13 protein-coding genes are annotated in these 13,323 nt (G+C 73.0%); 4 read left to right on the top strand and 9 right to left on the bottom strand.

Annotated features, from left to right (window positions below; all coding sequences use genetic code 11):
• Nucleotides 1-196: 196 nt before the first annotated feature.
• The 9 genes from otsB to O2W20_RS01525 form a co-directional block, all read right to left on the bottom strand.
• A complete protein-coding gene (otsB, locus tag O2W20_RS01565) occupies nt 197-952 on the bottom strand; it encodes a trehalose-phosphatase (protein WP_269169995.1) in 756 nt (251 codons plus the stop codon).
• Entirely contained in the window at nt 949-2,340 is a 1,392-nt protein-coding gene (locus O2W20_RS01560) for an alpha,alpha-trehalose-phosphate synthase (UDP-forming) (RefSeq protein WP_269169994.1), read from the bottom strand. The genes otsB and O2W20_RS01560 overlap by 4 nt, the downstream gene beginning before the upstream one ends.
• 80 nt (nt 2,341-2,420) lie before the next feature.
• Nucleotides 2,421-2,774 (bottom strand): fluoride efflux transporter FluC, encoded by a 354-nt coding sequence (locus O2W20_RS01555; protein ID WP_269169993.1) that lies wholly within the window; start codon nt 2,772-2,774, stop codon nt 2,421-2,423.
• Nucleotides 2,771-3,151, bottom strand: coding sequence for a fluoride efflux transporter FluC (locus O2W20_RS01550; RefSeq protein WP_269170996.1), 381 nt, complete (start codon nt 3,149-3,151; stop codon nt 2,771-2,773). The genes O2W20_RS01555 and O2W20_RS01550 overlap by 4 nt, the downstream gene beginning before the upstream one ends.
• Nucleotides 3,151-4,917 (bottom strand): N-acetylglutaminylglutamine synthetase, encoded by a 1,767-nt coding sequence (ngg, locus tag O2W20_RS01545; RefSeq protein ID WP_269169992.1) that lies wholly within the window; start codon nt 4,915-4,917, stop codon nt 3,151-3,153. The genes O2W20_RS01550 and ngg overlap by 1 nt, the downstream gene beginning before the upstream one ends.
• 60 nt (nt 4,918-4,977) lie before the next feature.
• On the bottom strand, nt 4,978-5,736 hold the full coding sequence (locus tag O2W20_RS01540) for an iron ABC transporter ATP-binding protein (protein ID WP_269169991.1): 759 nt from the start codon (nt 5,734-5,736) through the stop codon (nt 4,978-4,980).
• A complete protein-coding gene (locus tag O2W20_RS01535; protein ID WP_269169990.1) occupies nt 5,733-6,761 on the bottom strand; it encodes an iron chelate uptake ABC transporter family permease subunit in 1,029 nt (342 codons plus the stop codon). The genes O2W20_RS01540 and O2W20_RS01535 overlap by 4 nt, the downstream gene beginning before the upstream one ends.
• A complete protein-coding gene (locus tag O2W20_RS01530) occupies nt 6,751-7,707 on the bottom strand; it encodes an ABC transporter permease (protein WP_269169989.1) in 957 nt (318 codons plus the stop codon). Before O2W20_RS01530 ends, O2W20_RS01535 begins: the two co-directional genes overlap by 11 nt.
• Nucleotides 7,708-7,807: 100 nt before the next feature.
• Nucleotides 7,808-8,824 (bottom strand): siderophore ABC transporter substrate-binding protein, encoded by a 1,017-nt coding sequence (locus O2W20_RS01525; RefSeq protein WP_269169988.1) that lies wholly within the window; start codon nt 8,822-8,824, stop codon nt 7,808-7,810.
• Nucleotides 8,825-9,019: 195 nt separating this feature from the next.
• Between O2W20_RS01525 and O2W20_RS01520 the strand changes: the two genes are divergently transcribed.
• The 4 genes from O2W20_RS01520 (at nt 9,020) to O2W20_RS01505 (ending at nt 13,320) form a co-directional block, all read left to right on the top strand.
• Nucleotides 9,020-10,012 carry an aldo/keto reductase gene (locus tag O2W20_RS01520; RefSeq protein ID WP_269169987.1) on the top strand — a complete coding sequence of 331 codons (993 nt, stop codon included), beginning with the start codon at nt 9,020-9,022 and terminating at the stop codon, nt 10,010-10,012.
• A 54-nt stretch (nt 10,013-10,066) separates the two neighbouring features.
• On the top strand, nt 10,067-10,432 hold the full coding sequence (locus O2W20_RS01515) for a hypothetical protein (RefSeq protein ID WP_269169986.1): 366 nt from the start codon (nt 10,067-10,069) through the stop codon (nt 10,430-10,432).
• The gene (locus O2W20_RS01510; RefSeq protein WP_269169985.1) at nt 10,425-10,907 is read left to right on the top strand and encodes a hypothetical protein; all 483 of its coding nucleotides are present in this window, start codon (nt 10,425-10,427) and stop codon (nt 10,905-10,907) included. The genes O2W20_RS01515 and O2W20_RS01510 overlap by 8 nt, the downstream gene beginning before the upstream one ends.
• 76 nt (nt 10,908-10,983) lie before the next feature.
• On the top strand, nt 10,984-13,320 hold the full coding sequence (locus O2W20_RS01505; RefSeq protein WP_269169984.1) for a PP2C family protein-serine/threonine phosphatase: 2,337 nt from the start codon (nt 10,984-10,986) through the stop codon (nt 13,318-13,320).
• Nucleotides 13,321-13,323 lie beyond the last annotated feature (3 nt).

The raw sequence follows: 13,323 nt of genomic DNA, 5'->3' as shown, positions 1-13,323 counted from the left end.
TCTGAAATGGTGTTTCATTCCCATGTCGACAATGGCCGCGGACCAGCGTCCGACCAGGTCAGGTGGCGAGACCACGGCGTGATGTGACGAATCGGCAGCGCCGGGAACGACTGTGACCGCCGACCCAGGGGGCCGACGGTCACAGTGGGGGAGCAGGGAACAGAAAGGGCCTGGTGAGGCCGGTGGGGCTGCCCGTTCAGGCGCGCAGGGCGGCGACCAGGCGCTCGAGGACGGCGCGCACACCGTCCAGGTCGGGCACCCGGTGGGCCGCGGCGGTGTCACCGTCACCGACCTTGACCGTGACGCCGTCGGGGGCCAGGGCGCGGAAGCCGTCCTCGTCGGTCACGTCGTCCCCGAGGTACAGCACGCCCTCGGCGCCCAGCTCCGCGCGCAACCGGACCAGGGCCGACCCCTTGTCGGCGTCGGTGACCGCCAGCTCCAGCACGTCCTTGCCCGGCTTGGCGGTGAGCGCCGGGTCGGCGCCCGGGCCGGCGGCGACCTCGGCGAGCAGCCGGGACGCCGCGGCACGGTCGGCGACGGTGCGCACGTGCACCGCGGCACTGGCCGGCTTGTGCTCCAGCCGGGCACCGGGGACGGCGTCGACCAGCGGGGCGACCGCCGCCGCGAGCTCGTCCCGGCGAACGGCGAGGTCACCGGTCAGTGGCCCGTCGAACTCCGCGCCGTGACTGCCCACCCAGCGGAACGGGCCGGTCAGCCCGCTGGTCGCCTGCAGGTCGGCGACGCCGCGGCCGCTCACCAGGGCGACGGTCACCCCGTCGACGGCCGCCAGCCGGGCCAGCAGGTCGCCGACCCCGTGCTCGGGCACGGCCGCTGCCGGGTCGTCCCGCAGCCGGGCCAGCACGCCGTCGTAGTCACTGGCCAGCAGCAGCGGCCGGGACGAGGCCAGGTCGTCCAGGGCCTGCGCCAGGGCGGCGTCCAGGGACGGACTCACGCCTGGGCCTGCAGCGACTCGAAGAAGGAGCTGGCCCAGTGGTCGAGGTCGTGCTTGGTGATGTGCCGGCGCATCGCCTTCATCCGCTTGGCGCTCTCGGCCGGCTCCATCCGCAGCGCGCGCAGGAGCTGCGCCTTCACCCCGGCGATGTCGTGCGGGTTGACCAGCAGCGCCTGCTTGAGCTCGGCGGCGGCTCCGGCGAACTCGCTGAGCACCAGCACGCCACCGTTGTCACCCCGGGCGGCGACGTACTCCTTGGCGACCAGGTTCATCCCGTCGCGATAGGGCGTGACGAGCATGACGTCGGCCGCCCGGTACATCGCTGCCAGCTCCTCGCGGGGCATCGACTGGTTGAAGTAGTGCACCGCCGGCCCGGCCATCGAGCCGTAGACGCCGTTGATGTGACCGACCTGCTGCTCGATCGTCTCGCGCATGGTCACGTAGTGCTCGACCCGCTCGCGGCTGGGGGTGGCCACCTGCACCAGGACCGTCGAAGGGGCCTCCAGGGCGCCGTCCTCGAGCAGCTCCTCGAACGCCTCCAGGCGAACCCCGATCCCCTTGGTGTAGTCGAGCCGGTCGACGCCGAGGACGATCTTGTCCGGCTGGCCCAGCTCCTCGCGGATCTCCGCGGCCCGGGCCAGCACCTCGGGGGTGCGGGCGAGCTCGTCGAAGGCGGTCACGTCGATGGAGATCGGGAACGCCTTCGCGGTGACCGTGCGGCCCTCGTAGGCGATGGCGTTGCCCTTGCACTGCAGGTCGTGCAGTCGCCGGGCCAGGTTGACGAAGTTGCTGGCCGCCGACGGCTGCTGGAAGCCGATCAGGTCGGCACCGAGCAGCCCCTCGATGATCGCCGAGCGCCACGGCAGCTGGGTGAACAGCTCGTACGGCGGGAACGGGATGTGCAGGAAGAAGCCGATGGTCAGGTCGGGGCGCTGCTGCCGCAGCATCGCCGGCACCAGCTGCAGCTGGTAGTCGTGCACCCAGACGATCGCGCCCTCGGCGGCCACCTCGGCGGCCCGGTCGGCGAAGCGCTTGTTGACCTGGACGTAGGCGTCCCACCACTTGCGGTGGTACTCCGGCTTCTCCACGACGTCGTGGTAGAGCGGCCACAGCGAGGCGTTGGAGAACCCCTCGTAGTAGCGGTCCACCTCCTCCTCGGTGAGCGGCACCGGCACCAGCGACATGCCGCCGGACTCGAAGGGCTCCGGGGCGTCGCCCGCAGCACCCGACCAGCCGACCCAGGCGCCGCCGCGGCCGGCGACGAACGGCTCCAGTGCGGTGACCAGGCCACCGGGGCTGCGCTGGTAGCGCGTCGTCCCGTCCGGGTCGGTCACCTGATCGACGGGGAGGCGGTTGGCGACCACCACCACCGGACTGTCGGCCTCCACCTGATCTCCTCCGGTGCGCGTTGATCCACTCATCCCGCACCGACCCTAGGTGACGCGGCCCACCTGGTGCGCATCGCGGCTCAGCGGGAGAGCAGGAACCCGGCCGCCGCGGCACCCAGCCCGAGCAGCAGCGAGGCGGTGACGTAGCCCAGCGCGCGCAGCACGGCGCGCTCCTCCACCAGCCGGACGACGTCCCAGCCGAAGGTGGAGAAGGTGGTGAGCGTGCCGCAGAAACCGGTGCCGACCAGCGCGAGGACGGCGGGGGAGACGTCGGACCGGCCCAGCAGCACCCCGAGGACGGCGCTGCCCAGCACGTTGACCGCCAGGGTCCCCAGCACGCTGCCCCGACCCCGGCGGGCGGTGGCCACCCGGTCGGCGAGCAGCCGCAGCGGCGCCCCGGCCAGCGCCCCCAGCGCCACCCACAGCACCGTCACGACCGGCTCACCACCGCGCGGCCGGCGGTCAGTCCGGCGACCACCGCCAGCACGCCCCCGATCACCGACACCAGCACGTAGCCGCCGGCCAGGAGGGCGGCGCCGCCCTCGACCAGCCGCACGGTCTCGACCGCGAAGGTGGAGAACGTCGTGTACCCACCGAGCACTCCGGTCGCCAGGAACGGCCGCAGCCACACGGAGTCCGGGTGCCGCGCCAGCAGGACGGCCAGCAGCGCACCGATCAGCGCACACCCGGTGAGGTTGACCAGCAGCGTGGCCCACGGCCAGCCCTCGGCGGTCGAGGGGAACGCCCCGGCCACGCCCCAGCGGGCCACCGCCCCGAGCACCCCGCCGAGGGCAGCGGCGACGTAGCCGATCAGCGGTCCGGCCCGCGGGTCTCGGGGAACAGCAGGTCGACGAAGCGGGCGACGGTCGGCTGCGGCTCGTGGTTGGCGAGCCCGGGCCGCTCGTTCGCCTCGATGAAGACGTGCTCGGGCCCCGTGACCTCCGGGACCATGAAGTCCAGCCCGGTCACCGGGATGCCGATGGCCCGGCTGGCCCGCACGGCCGCTGCCGCGATGTCGGGGTGCAGCCGGTCGGTGACGTCGTCGATCGTGCCGCCGGTGTGCAGGTTCGCCGTCCGCCGCACGCGCAGCCGCTGGCCCCGGGGCAGGACGTCGTCCATGGCGTGCCCGGCGTCGGCGACCACCTCGGCGGTGGCGTCGTCCAGCGGGATGCTCGACTCCCCGCCGGTGGCCCGCTGCCGGCGGCGGCTGGTCTCCCGGACCAGGGCGGCCACGTCCTGCCGGCCGTCTCCGACGACCTCGGCCGGCCGGCGGAGCGCCGCGGCGACCACCCGGTGGTCGATCACCACGACCCGCAGGTCGTCGCCGGCGACCAGCTCCTCGACCAGGACGTCGGGGCAGTACTGCACCGCCAGCGCCAGGGCCCGGTCCAGCGCCGGCTCGTCGCGGACGCCGACGGTGATGCCCTTGCCCTGCTCCCCGCGGGCCGGCTTGACCACCACGGCGCCGCAGTCGATCAGCAGCTGCCGGGCAGCGGCGTCCGCGCCGTCGACCACCACGGCGCCGCGGGGCACCCGGACGCCGGCACGGTCCATGATCCGGCGGGTCACCCGCTTGTCGTCGCACCGGCTCATCGCCACCGCCGAGGTGAACTCCGACAGTGACTCCCGGGTGAGCACCGAGCGCCCGCCCAGCGCCAGCCGCAGCTCGCCGAAATCGGCGTCGGTGACCTCCACCCGGATCCCGCGGCGCAGCGCCTCGTCGGCGATGATCCGCGCGTAGGGGTTGAGCTCGTTCAGGCCGGGCGGGGGAGCGGCGAACAGCGGGGTGTTGATCGGGTTCTTCCGCTTGACGCAGACCGCGGAGATCCGGGAGAAGCCCAGCTTGCGGTACAGCGCGATCGCCGCGCGGTTGTCGTGCATGACCGACAGGTCCAGGTGTGCCCGGCCCCGGGCCGCGTACCGCTCGGCGAGCACCCGCACCAGCGCCTCGCCGGTGCCGGCCGGTGCGTCCTGCGCGTCGACGGCCAGACACCACAGGCTCGCGCCGCCGTCGGGGTCGCCGAACGCCAGCTGGTGGTCGACGCCGGTGACCGTGCCGATCACCTGCCCGGTGCGCGTGTCCTCGGCGACCAGGTAGGTGAAGGTGCGGGTGCGGTGGTTGCGCCACATCGTGGCGGCGTCGCCGGTGACCATGCCGGCGCGGGCGTAGAGCTCGTTGATCCGGTCCATCTCGGCCGCGGCGGTCACCGTGCGCACGAAGACGCCGCGGATCACCTCCTCCCGGGGCCGGTAGCGGTGCAGCGGCAGCCGGTAGACGAAGGAGGGGTCGATGAACAGCTCGTCGGGGGCCATGCCCACGAGCACCTGCGGGTCCCACGGGTAGACGCAGATGTCCCGCCGTCCGGACTCCTCCGCCCGCAGTGCGGTCAGCACGCCGGAGAGGTCGTCGAACGTCTGCCCGAACACCAGCCGGCCCCAGCCCATGTCCAGGACGACGTCGTCCTGCATGCCCGCGCGCTCGTGCGCTGTGGGCCGTTGCCAGGAACGACTGCTGAACGTCGCGCCCACATCGCGACGAGTGCGGTGGCCGGCCAACCTCCGGGGTGCGCTGGTCACCGGTCCACCGTAGGCGACCGCCGTTTCCGCCACGTTCCACGTGGAACCCGCCCGGCCACCTCAGCCGTAGTACAGCGCGACCGGCCTGCCGTCGATCTCCCGGACGTCGACGGGGGTGTCGTAGACGGCAGCGAGCACGTCCGGCCGCATGACCTCACGCGCGGGTGCATCGGCCACCACGACGCCACCGCGCATCGCCACGATCCGGTCGGCGTAGCTGGCCGCGAAGTTGATGTCGTGCAGGACGATGACCACGCGCTTGCCGAGCTCGTCGGCCGTCCGCCGGACCAGCCGCATGATCTCGGTCATGTGCCGCAGGTCGAGGTTGTTCAGCGGCTCGTCCAGCAGCACGTAGCGGGTGTCCTGGGCGAGCACCATCGCGACGAAGGCCCGCTGGCGCTGCCCACCGGAGAGCTCGTCGAGGAACCGGTCCCGGTAGGGGCCGAGCTCGAGGTACCCGATCGCGTCCTCGATGTGCCGGCGGTCGTGCACCGTGAGCCGCCCCCGCGAATGCGGGAAACGGCCGAACTCCACGAGGTCGTGCACGGTCAGCCGTGCCGCGATGTGGTTGTCCTGGCGCAGCACCGCGAGGACCTTGGCGAGCTCGCTGGACGGCGTGGACCCGACGTCCATCCCGTCCACGCTGATCCGGCCGGCATCGGGCTGCAACAGCCGGCCGACGAGGCCGAACAGCGTCGACTTCCCGGCGCCGTTGGGGCCGATGAGCGCCGTCACCCCCTCCCCGCCGAACGTGATCGAGACGTCGTCGACGACCGTCTGCCGGCCGTAGCGCTTGGTGACCTTCTCGAGCGCGATCACCGCGCCCCCTTTCGCAGCACGAGGTACAGGAAGAACAGGCCACCGGCGAAGTCGATGACCATGGACAACGCGCCGCCGAAGCCGAACAGCCGCTCGAGGACCAGCTGGCCGCCCAGCAGGCAGACCATGCCGATCCCCACGGCGGCGGGCAGCGTCCAGACGTGCCGGAAGGAGCCCACGTAGGAGTAGGCGAGATTGGCGACGATGAGGCCGAAGAACAGGATCGGCCCGACCAGCGCCGTGGAGGCGGCGATCATCACCGAGACCCCGACGAAGAGGACCATCACCACGCGTTTGTGGTCCACACCCAGACCGACGGCGACCGGCTCGCCCAGCGTGAGGACGTCCAGGGTGCGCAGCAGCGGCACGACGACGGCGCAGCCGAGGGCGACGAGGCAGGCGGTGAGCGCGAGGAGCGTCTCGTCGGGCCGGGTGAGGGAGGCGAACATCGCGTCGCTGAGCACCTGGAAGTCCAGCGGGTCGAGCATGCGCTGCATCCACTCGGTGGAGCTGCGGAAGAACGTGCCCAGCACGATGCCGACCAGCAGCATGAGGTGGATGGAACGGCGCTTGCCGCCGAACAGCCAGGTGAACAGCAGCACGCTGAACGCCACCATCACCACGACCTGGACGAGCCACAGCGTGAGCTGGTCGAACGCCAGGAACGCCGCCGACCCGGAGGAGAACACGATGAGGGTGGAGATCAGCACGTAGAACGCGTCGAACCCCATGATCGAGGGGGTGAGGATGCGGTTCTGCGTGATGGTGTGGAAGACGACCGTGGAGACGCCGACCGCCGTCGCGATCACGAGCATCGCGAGCACCGTGAGACCGCGGATCCGCAGCGCGAAGGCGAGCGACCCGGGGACGTCGGTGAACAGGTAGGCGGCGGTCAGCGCCAGGACGACCGCGCCGAGCAGGGCGAGCCGGGCCAGCGGGCTCGCCCAGGCGGTGGCGAGCCGGCTGCGGTGCAGCCCGGCGTCGGGCAGGGCCCCGGACTCCGTGGTGGTGGGATCAGTGAGCACGGCTCCGCCTCCGCAGCAGCAGCCAGAGGAACAGCGCCGCGCCCACGATGCCGACGATGACCGACAGCGGGATCTCGTAGGGGAAGCGCACGACGCGGGCGATCAGGTCGCAGGCGAGGACGAACACGGCCCCGAGGCCGGCGACCCAGGGGATCGCCCGGCGCACGTTGTCCCCGATGAGGAGGCTGATGATGTTCGGGACGACGAGTCCCAGGAACGGGATCATGCCCGCCGTGACGAGGACCGCGGCCGTGATCACCGCGACGACCACCATCCCCACGGCGACGACCCGCCGGTGGTCCAGCCCGAGGTTGGTGGCGAACTCCTCGCCCAGACCGATGACGCTGAACCGGTCGGCGGCGAACCAGGCGACCCCGACCATCAGCCCCGCGATCCAGAGGAACTCGTACCGCCCCTGCATCACCGTGGCGAAGCTGCCCTGCGACCACTGCCCCAGGGACTGCAGGAGGTCCAGCCGGTAGGCGAAGAACGTCGTCACCGCGCCGACGACGCCGCCGAGCATGATGCCGACCAGCGGGACGAGCACCAGCTGGCGGACGGGCACGACCCGGATCACGCGCAGGAACACCCAGGTGCCGAAGAGCCCGAAGACCGCGGCCACGCCCATCTTCCCGACGACGGCCAGGCCGGGGAGGAAGACCATCGTGGCGAGCATGCCGAGCGTCGCGAACTCGCTGACGCCCGTGGTGCCCGGTTCCACGAACTTGTTGCGCACCAGCATCTGCATGATCAGGCCGGCGATGCCCAGCGAGGCACCGACGAGGATCGCCGCGACCGTGCGCGGGATCCGGCTGGCGACCAGCAGGAAGGCGGCGTCCCCGTCCGCGCCGCCGGCGGCGACCGAGCCCGGGGTGACGTCGGAGACGCCGACGAACAGACCCGTGACCGCCAGCCCGACCAGCAGGGCGCCGATGAGCACCCCCACCCACGTGCGGCGTGGCCGCGCCGGGGTGGAGGTGCTCGTCGAGGGGGTGGCGAGCGCCGTCAACGGTGGCCGGAGGGGCGCTCGGTCAGGGCCGACACGGTCAGTCGGCGATCTGCAGGACGTCGTCGATCATGATCTGCGCGGTCTCGATGCCGCCGAAGACGACGTACCAGGCGACCGGGTCCAGGTAGTGGATCTGCCCCTCCTGGGCAGCGGTCGTCTGCGCGACGATCTCGTTGTCGAGGACCTCGGCGGCCGCCTGGGCACCTTCCGCGCTGGTGGCGGCGTCCCGGTCGACGACCCAGAGGTGGTCGGGGTTGGTCTCCAGCAGGAACTCGAAGGAGACCGGCTCGCCGTGCGTGGCCGCCTCGATGTCCTCCACCACCGGCTCCACGCCGAAGGTGTCGTAGATCAGGCCACCCCGCGCGCCGCGCCCGCTCGCGTCGTCCCCGGCAGGGGCCATCGCGCTGAGCTGGCCACCCGACACCATCAGGCCCAGACCGGTCCCGGCGTCGGCGGTGACCTGCTGCGCCTCCTCGACTCCCGCCTCGATCTCCTCGATCGCGGCGGCTGCCTCGTCCTCGGCGCCGAGCACCTCGCCCAGAAAGGTGGCGTTGCGCTCCAGCGTCTCGGTGAACGACCCGCGCATGCTCAGATCGACGGTCGGGGCGATCTCGCTCAGGTCCTCGTACAGCGCCGAAGAACGGCCGCCGATGACGATGAGGTCGGGCTGCTGCGCCTCGATCTCCACGAGGTCGGCCTCGAACAGGGTGCCCACGTTGTAGGCGTCCTCGGCCAGGCTGTCCTGCAGGTACTCGGGCACCGAGTCCAGCGGTGCGCCCGTGACCTCGCCGCCCAGCGCGCCGATGGTGTCCAGGCTGGCCATGTCGAACACGACGATGTTCTCGGGGTCCGCCGGGACCTCGACGGTCGTCTCCTCGTACGCGGGGTCCTCGTCCTCGCCGGCGGTGTTCCGGTCCCAGGTGAACGTGACGGTCTCGGCCTCGTCCGCGGCGGCGGCGGTGTCGGTCGCGACGTCGTTCCCGCAGGCGGCCAGGGCGAGGAGCGCCGAGAGGGACAGTGCGGCGCCGGCCAGCGGCCGGGACGTTGTGCGCATGCGGGACTCCAGGTTCAGATGGTTCGGAGAGGAAAGGCTAGCCTCACTTAGGCGTGCCTAACCAATCAGCTGACCTTGGAGTTGTCACCTCCCCGTGACCTCTTCGTGACCATCCCGGCCCGGATCTCCCACGCAGTGGGACACAGCCGCCCGCTGGGCGGGTTGCGGCCTCCGGTCCGCGGGCAGGAGGGGGCCATGCAGACACGCGTGCTCCGCGACCTGACCGTCTCCGCCCAGGGCCTGGGCTGCATGGGGATGAGCGAGTTCTACGGCACCGGAGACCAGACCGAGGCGGAGCACACCGTCCGGCGGGCCCTCGACCTCGGGGTCACGTTCCTCGACACCGCCGACATGTACGGCCCCTTCACCAACGAGCGCCTCGTCGGCCAGGCCATCGCCGGCCGCCGGGACGAGGTCGTGCTGGCCACGAAGTTCGGCAACGAGCGGGGCGAGGACGGCTCCTTCCTCCGGATCAACGGCCGCGCCGAGTACGTGCACCGCGCCTGCGACGCCTCGCTGCAACGGCTGGGCGTCGACGTCATCGACCTCTACTACCAGCACCGGGTCGACACGACCGTGCCCATCGAGGAGACCTGGGGCGCGCTGGCCGAGCTGGTGGAGGCCGGGAAGATCCGGCACGCCGGGATCTCCGAGGCCGCGCCCGACACCATCCGCCGGGCGCACGCCGTCCTGCCGGTCACCGCGCTGCAGACCGAGTACTCGCTGTGGACCCGCGACCCGGAGGAGGACGGCGTGCTGGCCACCTGCGCCGAACTGGGCATCGGCTTCGTCGCCTACTCACCGATCGGCCGCGGCTTCCTCTCCGGGCAGATCCGCAGCATCGACGACCTCGAGCCCGACGACTTCCGCCGGCGCAACCCCCGCTTCCAGGGGGCGGCGTTCATCCGCAACCTGGAGCTCGTCGACCGGGTCCGCGAGCTCGCCGAGACCAAGGGCATCACGGCCACCCAGCTGGCCCTGGCCTGGGTGATGGCCCAGTCCGGCCAGGACGGCGCCCCGGCGGTCGTGCCGATCCCGGGCACCAAGCGGGTGCGGTACCTGGAGGAGAACGCGGCCGCCGCCGACGTCGTCCTCACCGACGAGGACCTGCGGGCGCTGGACGAGGCCGCACCGGCCGGGGCCGCGGCCGGTGACCGGTACCCGGACATGTCCACCGTGCACCGCTGATCCGGCCGCCGGGCAGGATGGGGGCGTGCCACCCATCCTGACCGGCCGCCACCGGTGAGCACGCCGCTGGTCGTCGCCGCGACCGTCGTCGCCGTCGTGCTGGCCGCCCTCGGTGGGCTCAGCACGGCGCTGCGCCGCCGGATCGGCACCGCGCACCTGGCCGGCGCCGGGCTGCTGGAGCTGCTGCTGCTGGTGCAGCTCGGTGTGGCGGTGGCCGCGCTCGCGGGCGGGGACCGGCCCGAGGACCTGGCCACGTTCCTCGCCTACCTGCTCAGCGTCGTGCTGCTGCCGGTGGCCGGGCTGCTCTGGGCCCGTTCGGATCCCACCCGCTGGGCGGGGACGGTGCTCGGGGTGGCCGCGCTGGCCGTCGCCGTCATGCTCTGGCGGCTGCTGGACCTGTGGGAGGTCACCGGTGGCTGACGGCGGCGCGCTGGGCCGGCCGGCTGCGGAGGGGACGTCCGCCGAGCCGGGCACGATCGGCGGCTTCGGTCGGGTGCTGGTCGCGCTCTACGGGGTGTTCGCCCTCGCCGCGGGCGCACGGGCGGTGGTCCAGCTGTCGACGCAGTTCGACGAGGCGCCGCTGGCGTACCTGCTGTCCGCCGTCGCCGCAGTGGTCTACGTGATCGCCACGGTCGGGCTGGCCCGCGGTGGTCGCGGTGGCCGGCGCACCGCCGTGGTCGCCTGCTCGATCGAGCTGGCCGGCGTGCTGGTGGTGGGCACGCTCTCGCTGCTGGACCCGGCGGCGTTCCCGGACGCCACCGTGTGGTCGGGCTACGGGCAGGGCTACGGGTACGTCCCGCTGCTGCTCCCGGTGCTCGGCCTGCTGTGGCTGCGCGGCAGGTCCCACGTCGCCGACGAACAGGCTCCTGCGGGCGGTGACGGCCGCACCGTCTGACCCGAGCGGGGGACGAGAGCCGCCCCGGAGCCAGCTCGGTGGTGCGCAACCGAAGGTCGTCTCGTAAAATCACGCGGTGCCGTCAGACAGACCCGGGGGCCCGTCCGTCGGTCAGGTCCCGCCCGAAGCCGCTGCTGCGCTCGTCGACGGCGTGCCCGTCGACGCCGACCGGCCCGAGCGCACCCGGCAGGCCTCCATCGTGGACGCCGCCGAGGCCGCCGTCTGGGGCACCCAGTCCCAGCACCTCGCGCAGGCCGCGCTCCCGGGGGTGCTCGCCGACGTCCCGGTCGCCGTCCTGGTCATCGACCAGGCCGCCGGCACGGTCACCTACGCCAACACCGCCGCGAGGGAACTGGCCGGCAACGTCGGCCTGCCGGTCCCCGTCGATGCCTGGGGCGCGGCCGCCGGGCTCGCCGACCTCGGCGGCTCCCCGCTGGCCAGCTCGGCGAGCCCGCTCTCGCTGGTCGCGGCCGGCCGCCCGGTCGCCGGCGAGGCGGTGCGGCTGAGCCCGCGGCGCAGTTCCGACGCGGACCGGGCCAACACAGGGGCGGACGAACCGGACCAGGTGCTCTGGGTGACCGGCTTCCCGCTGTCGGCCGACGCCAGCGACCAGCGGCTGTCCCTCGTCGTCTTCCTCGAGCTCGACGACGCCGACGGCGCCATCGACCCGGAGGCGCAACTGCAGGCGCTGCGGGAGCGCGCCGTCGTCGCCACGGACATCGCCTTCACCATCACCGACCCCCGGCAGGAGGACGACCCCCTGGTGTGGGTCAACCCCTCCTTCACCCGGATCAGCGGGTACAGCTACGAGGAGAGCGTCGGCCGCAACTGCCGCTTCCTACAGGGCCCGGCGACCGAGCAGAAGACGGTCGACGACCTGCGCCAGGCGCTGCGCGACGAGCAGCCGGTCACCACCACGCTGCTCAACTACCGCAAGGACGGCACGGCCTTCTGGAACCAGGTCTCCATCTCGCCGGTGTTCGACGGTGCGGGCACGCTCGTCAGCTTCGTGGGGGTGCAGACCGACGTCACCGAGCGGGTCCGGGTCGAGGACGACCGCCAGGCCGCGTTCGCCGCCGAGCAGGCCGCCCGCCGGGACGCCGAGGAGGCCCATGCCGCCGCGGACGCCGCCCGGGTCGAGGCCGAGCGGGCGCAGAGCCGGCTGGCGCTGATGGCCGAGGCCACCAGCACCCTCAGCGCGACCCTGGACATGGACGACCTGCTCGAGCGGCTGGCCTCCCTCTGCGTCCCGCTGCTCGCCGACTGGGTCTTCGTCACCCTGGTCGACGAGCACGGCGCGGTCACCGGCACCTCCTCCGCCCACCGGCGGGGGATGACCGAGGAGCTGCGCCGCTTCGCCGCGCTGCGGATCGCCGACCTGCCCGACGCTGCTCCCATCCGGCGGGTGCTCCGCTCCAGCGAGCCGGTCCTGGTCCCGGAGATCACCGACGAGATCCTGCTCGCGGCCGCCCCCGATCCGGCGCTGCGTGCGGTGATGGCCGAGCTGGGCACCTCCTCGCAGCTCACCGTCCCCCTGGTCGCCCGCCGCCGCACCCTCGGCGCGCTCACCCTGGTCGCCGAGACCCAGGCCCGGCGTTTCGGCCCCGAGGACGTCGACCTGGCCCGGGACCTCTCCCGCCGGGCCGCCATGGCGATGGACAACGTGCGGCTCTACCAGCAGGAGCACACCGTCGCCGAGACGCTGCAGCGCTCCCTGCTGCCCGAGCTCCCGGAGATCCCCGGCGTCGTCGCCGCGGCCCACTACCTCAGCGCGTCGAGCTCGGCCGACGTCGGCGGCGACTTCTACGACCTGCTGCACCTGCCCGACGGCAGCGTGGGGCTGGCCGTGGGCGACGTCGTCGGGCACGACGTCGCCGCGGCCGCGGCGATGGGGCACCTGCGCGGTCTGCTCCGGGCCTGCGCCTGGGACGCCGGCGAGGGCGATCCGGGGGAGATCCTCGGCCGGGTGGACCGCCTGGTGCAGGGCCTGCACGTGGCCCCGATGGCGACGATGATCTACGGCCGGGTCCAGCGGCCGAGCGCCCCGGGCGAGCCCTGGCGCCTGCAGCTGGCCAACGCCGGGCACCCGCCCCTGCTGCTGCGTCACGTCGACGGCACGGTCGAGATGCTCGACGGGATCACCGGGATGCTGATCGGCGTCGACGTGACGCACCGGCGGGAGTCCCGGGCGGTGAGCATCCCGCCGGGGGCGACGCTGGTGGCCTACACGGACGGGCTGATCGAACGGCCGGGCGAGGACCTGGACCAGGGGATCGCCTCGCTGGTCCAGCGGCTCCGGGACGCCCCGGTCGACGACGACCCGGCCGGGCTGTGCCTGCACGCCGTCGGCGCCGACCCCGACCGCCGGGACGACGTCGCCGTGCTCGCCCTGCGCTTCGGCCAGCTGCACTGACAC

Source organism: Modestobacter sp. VKM Ac-2982, assembly GCF_026967935.1.
In the GTDB taxonomy this organism is placed as follows: Bacteria; Actinomycetota; Actinomycetes; order Mycobacteriales; family Geodermatophilaceae; genus Modestobacter.
Note: the sequence above shows the minus strand (reverse complement) of the source record. Positions and strands in the feature narration are given on the sequence as shown.

What these genes read in the sequence shown, in the direction of transcription:
- O2W20_RS01525 (WP_269169988.1), bottom strand. Translation starts at nt 8,824, where the DNA reads ATGCGCACAACGTCCCGGCCGCTGGCCGGCGCCGCACTGTCCCTCTCG.
- O2W20_RS01520 (WP_269169987.1), top strand. Translation starts at nt 9,020, where the DNA reads ATGCAGACACGCGTGCTCCGCGACCTGACCGTCTCCGCCCAGGGCCTG.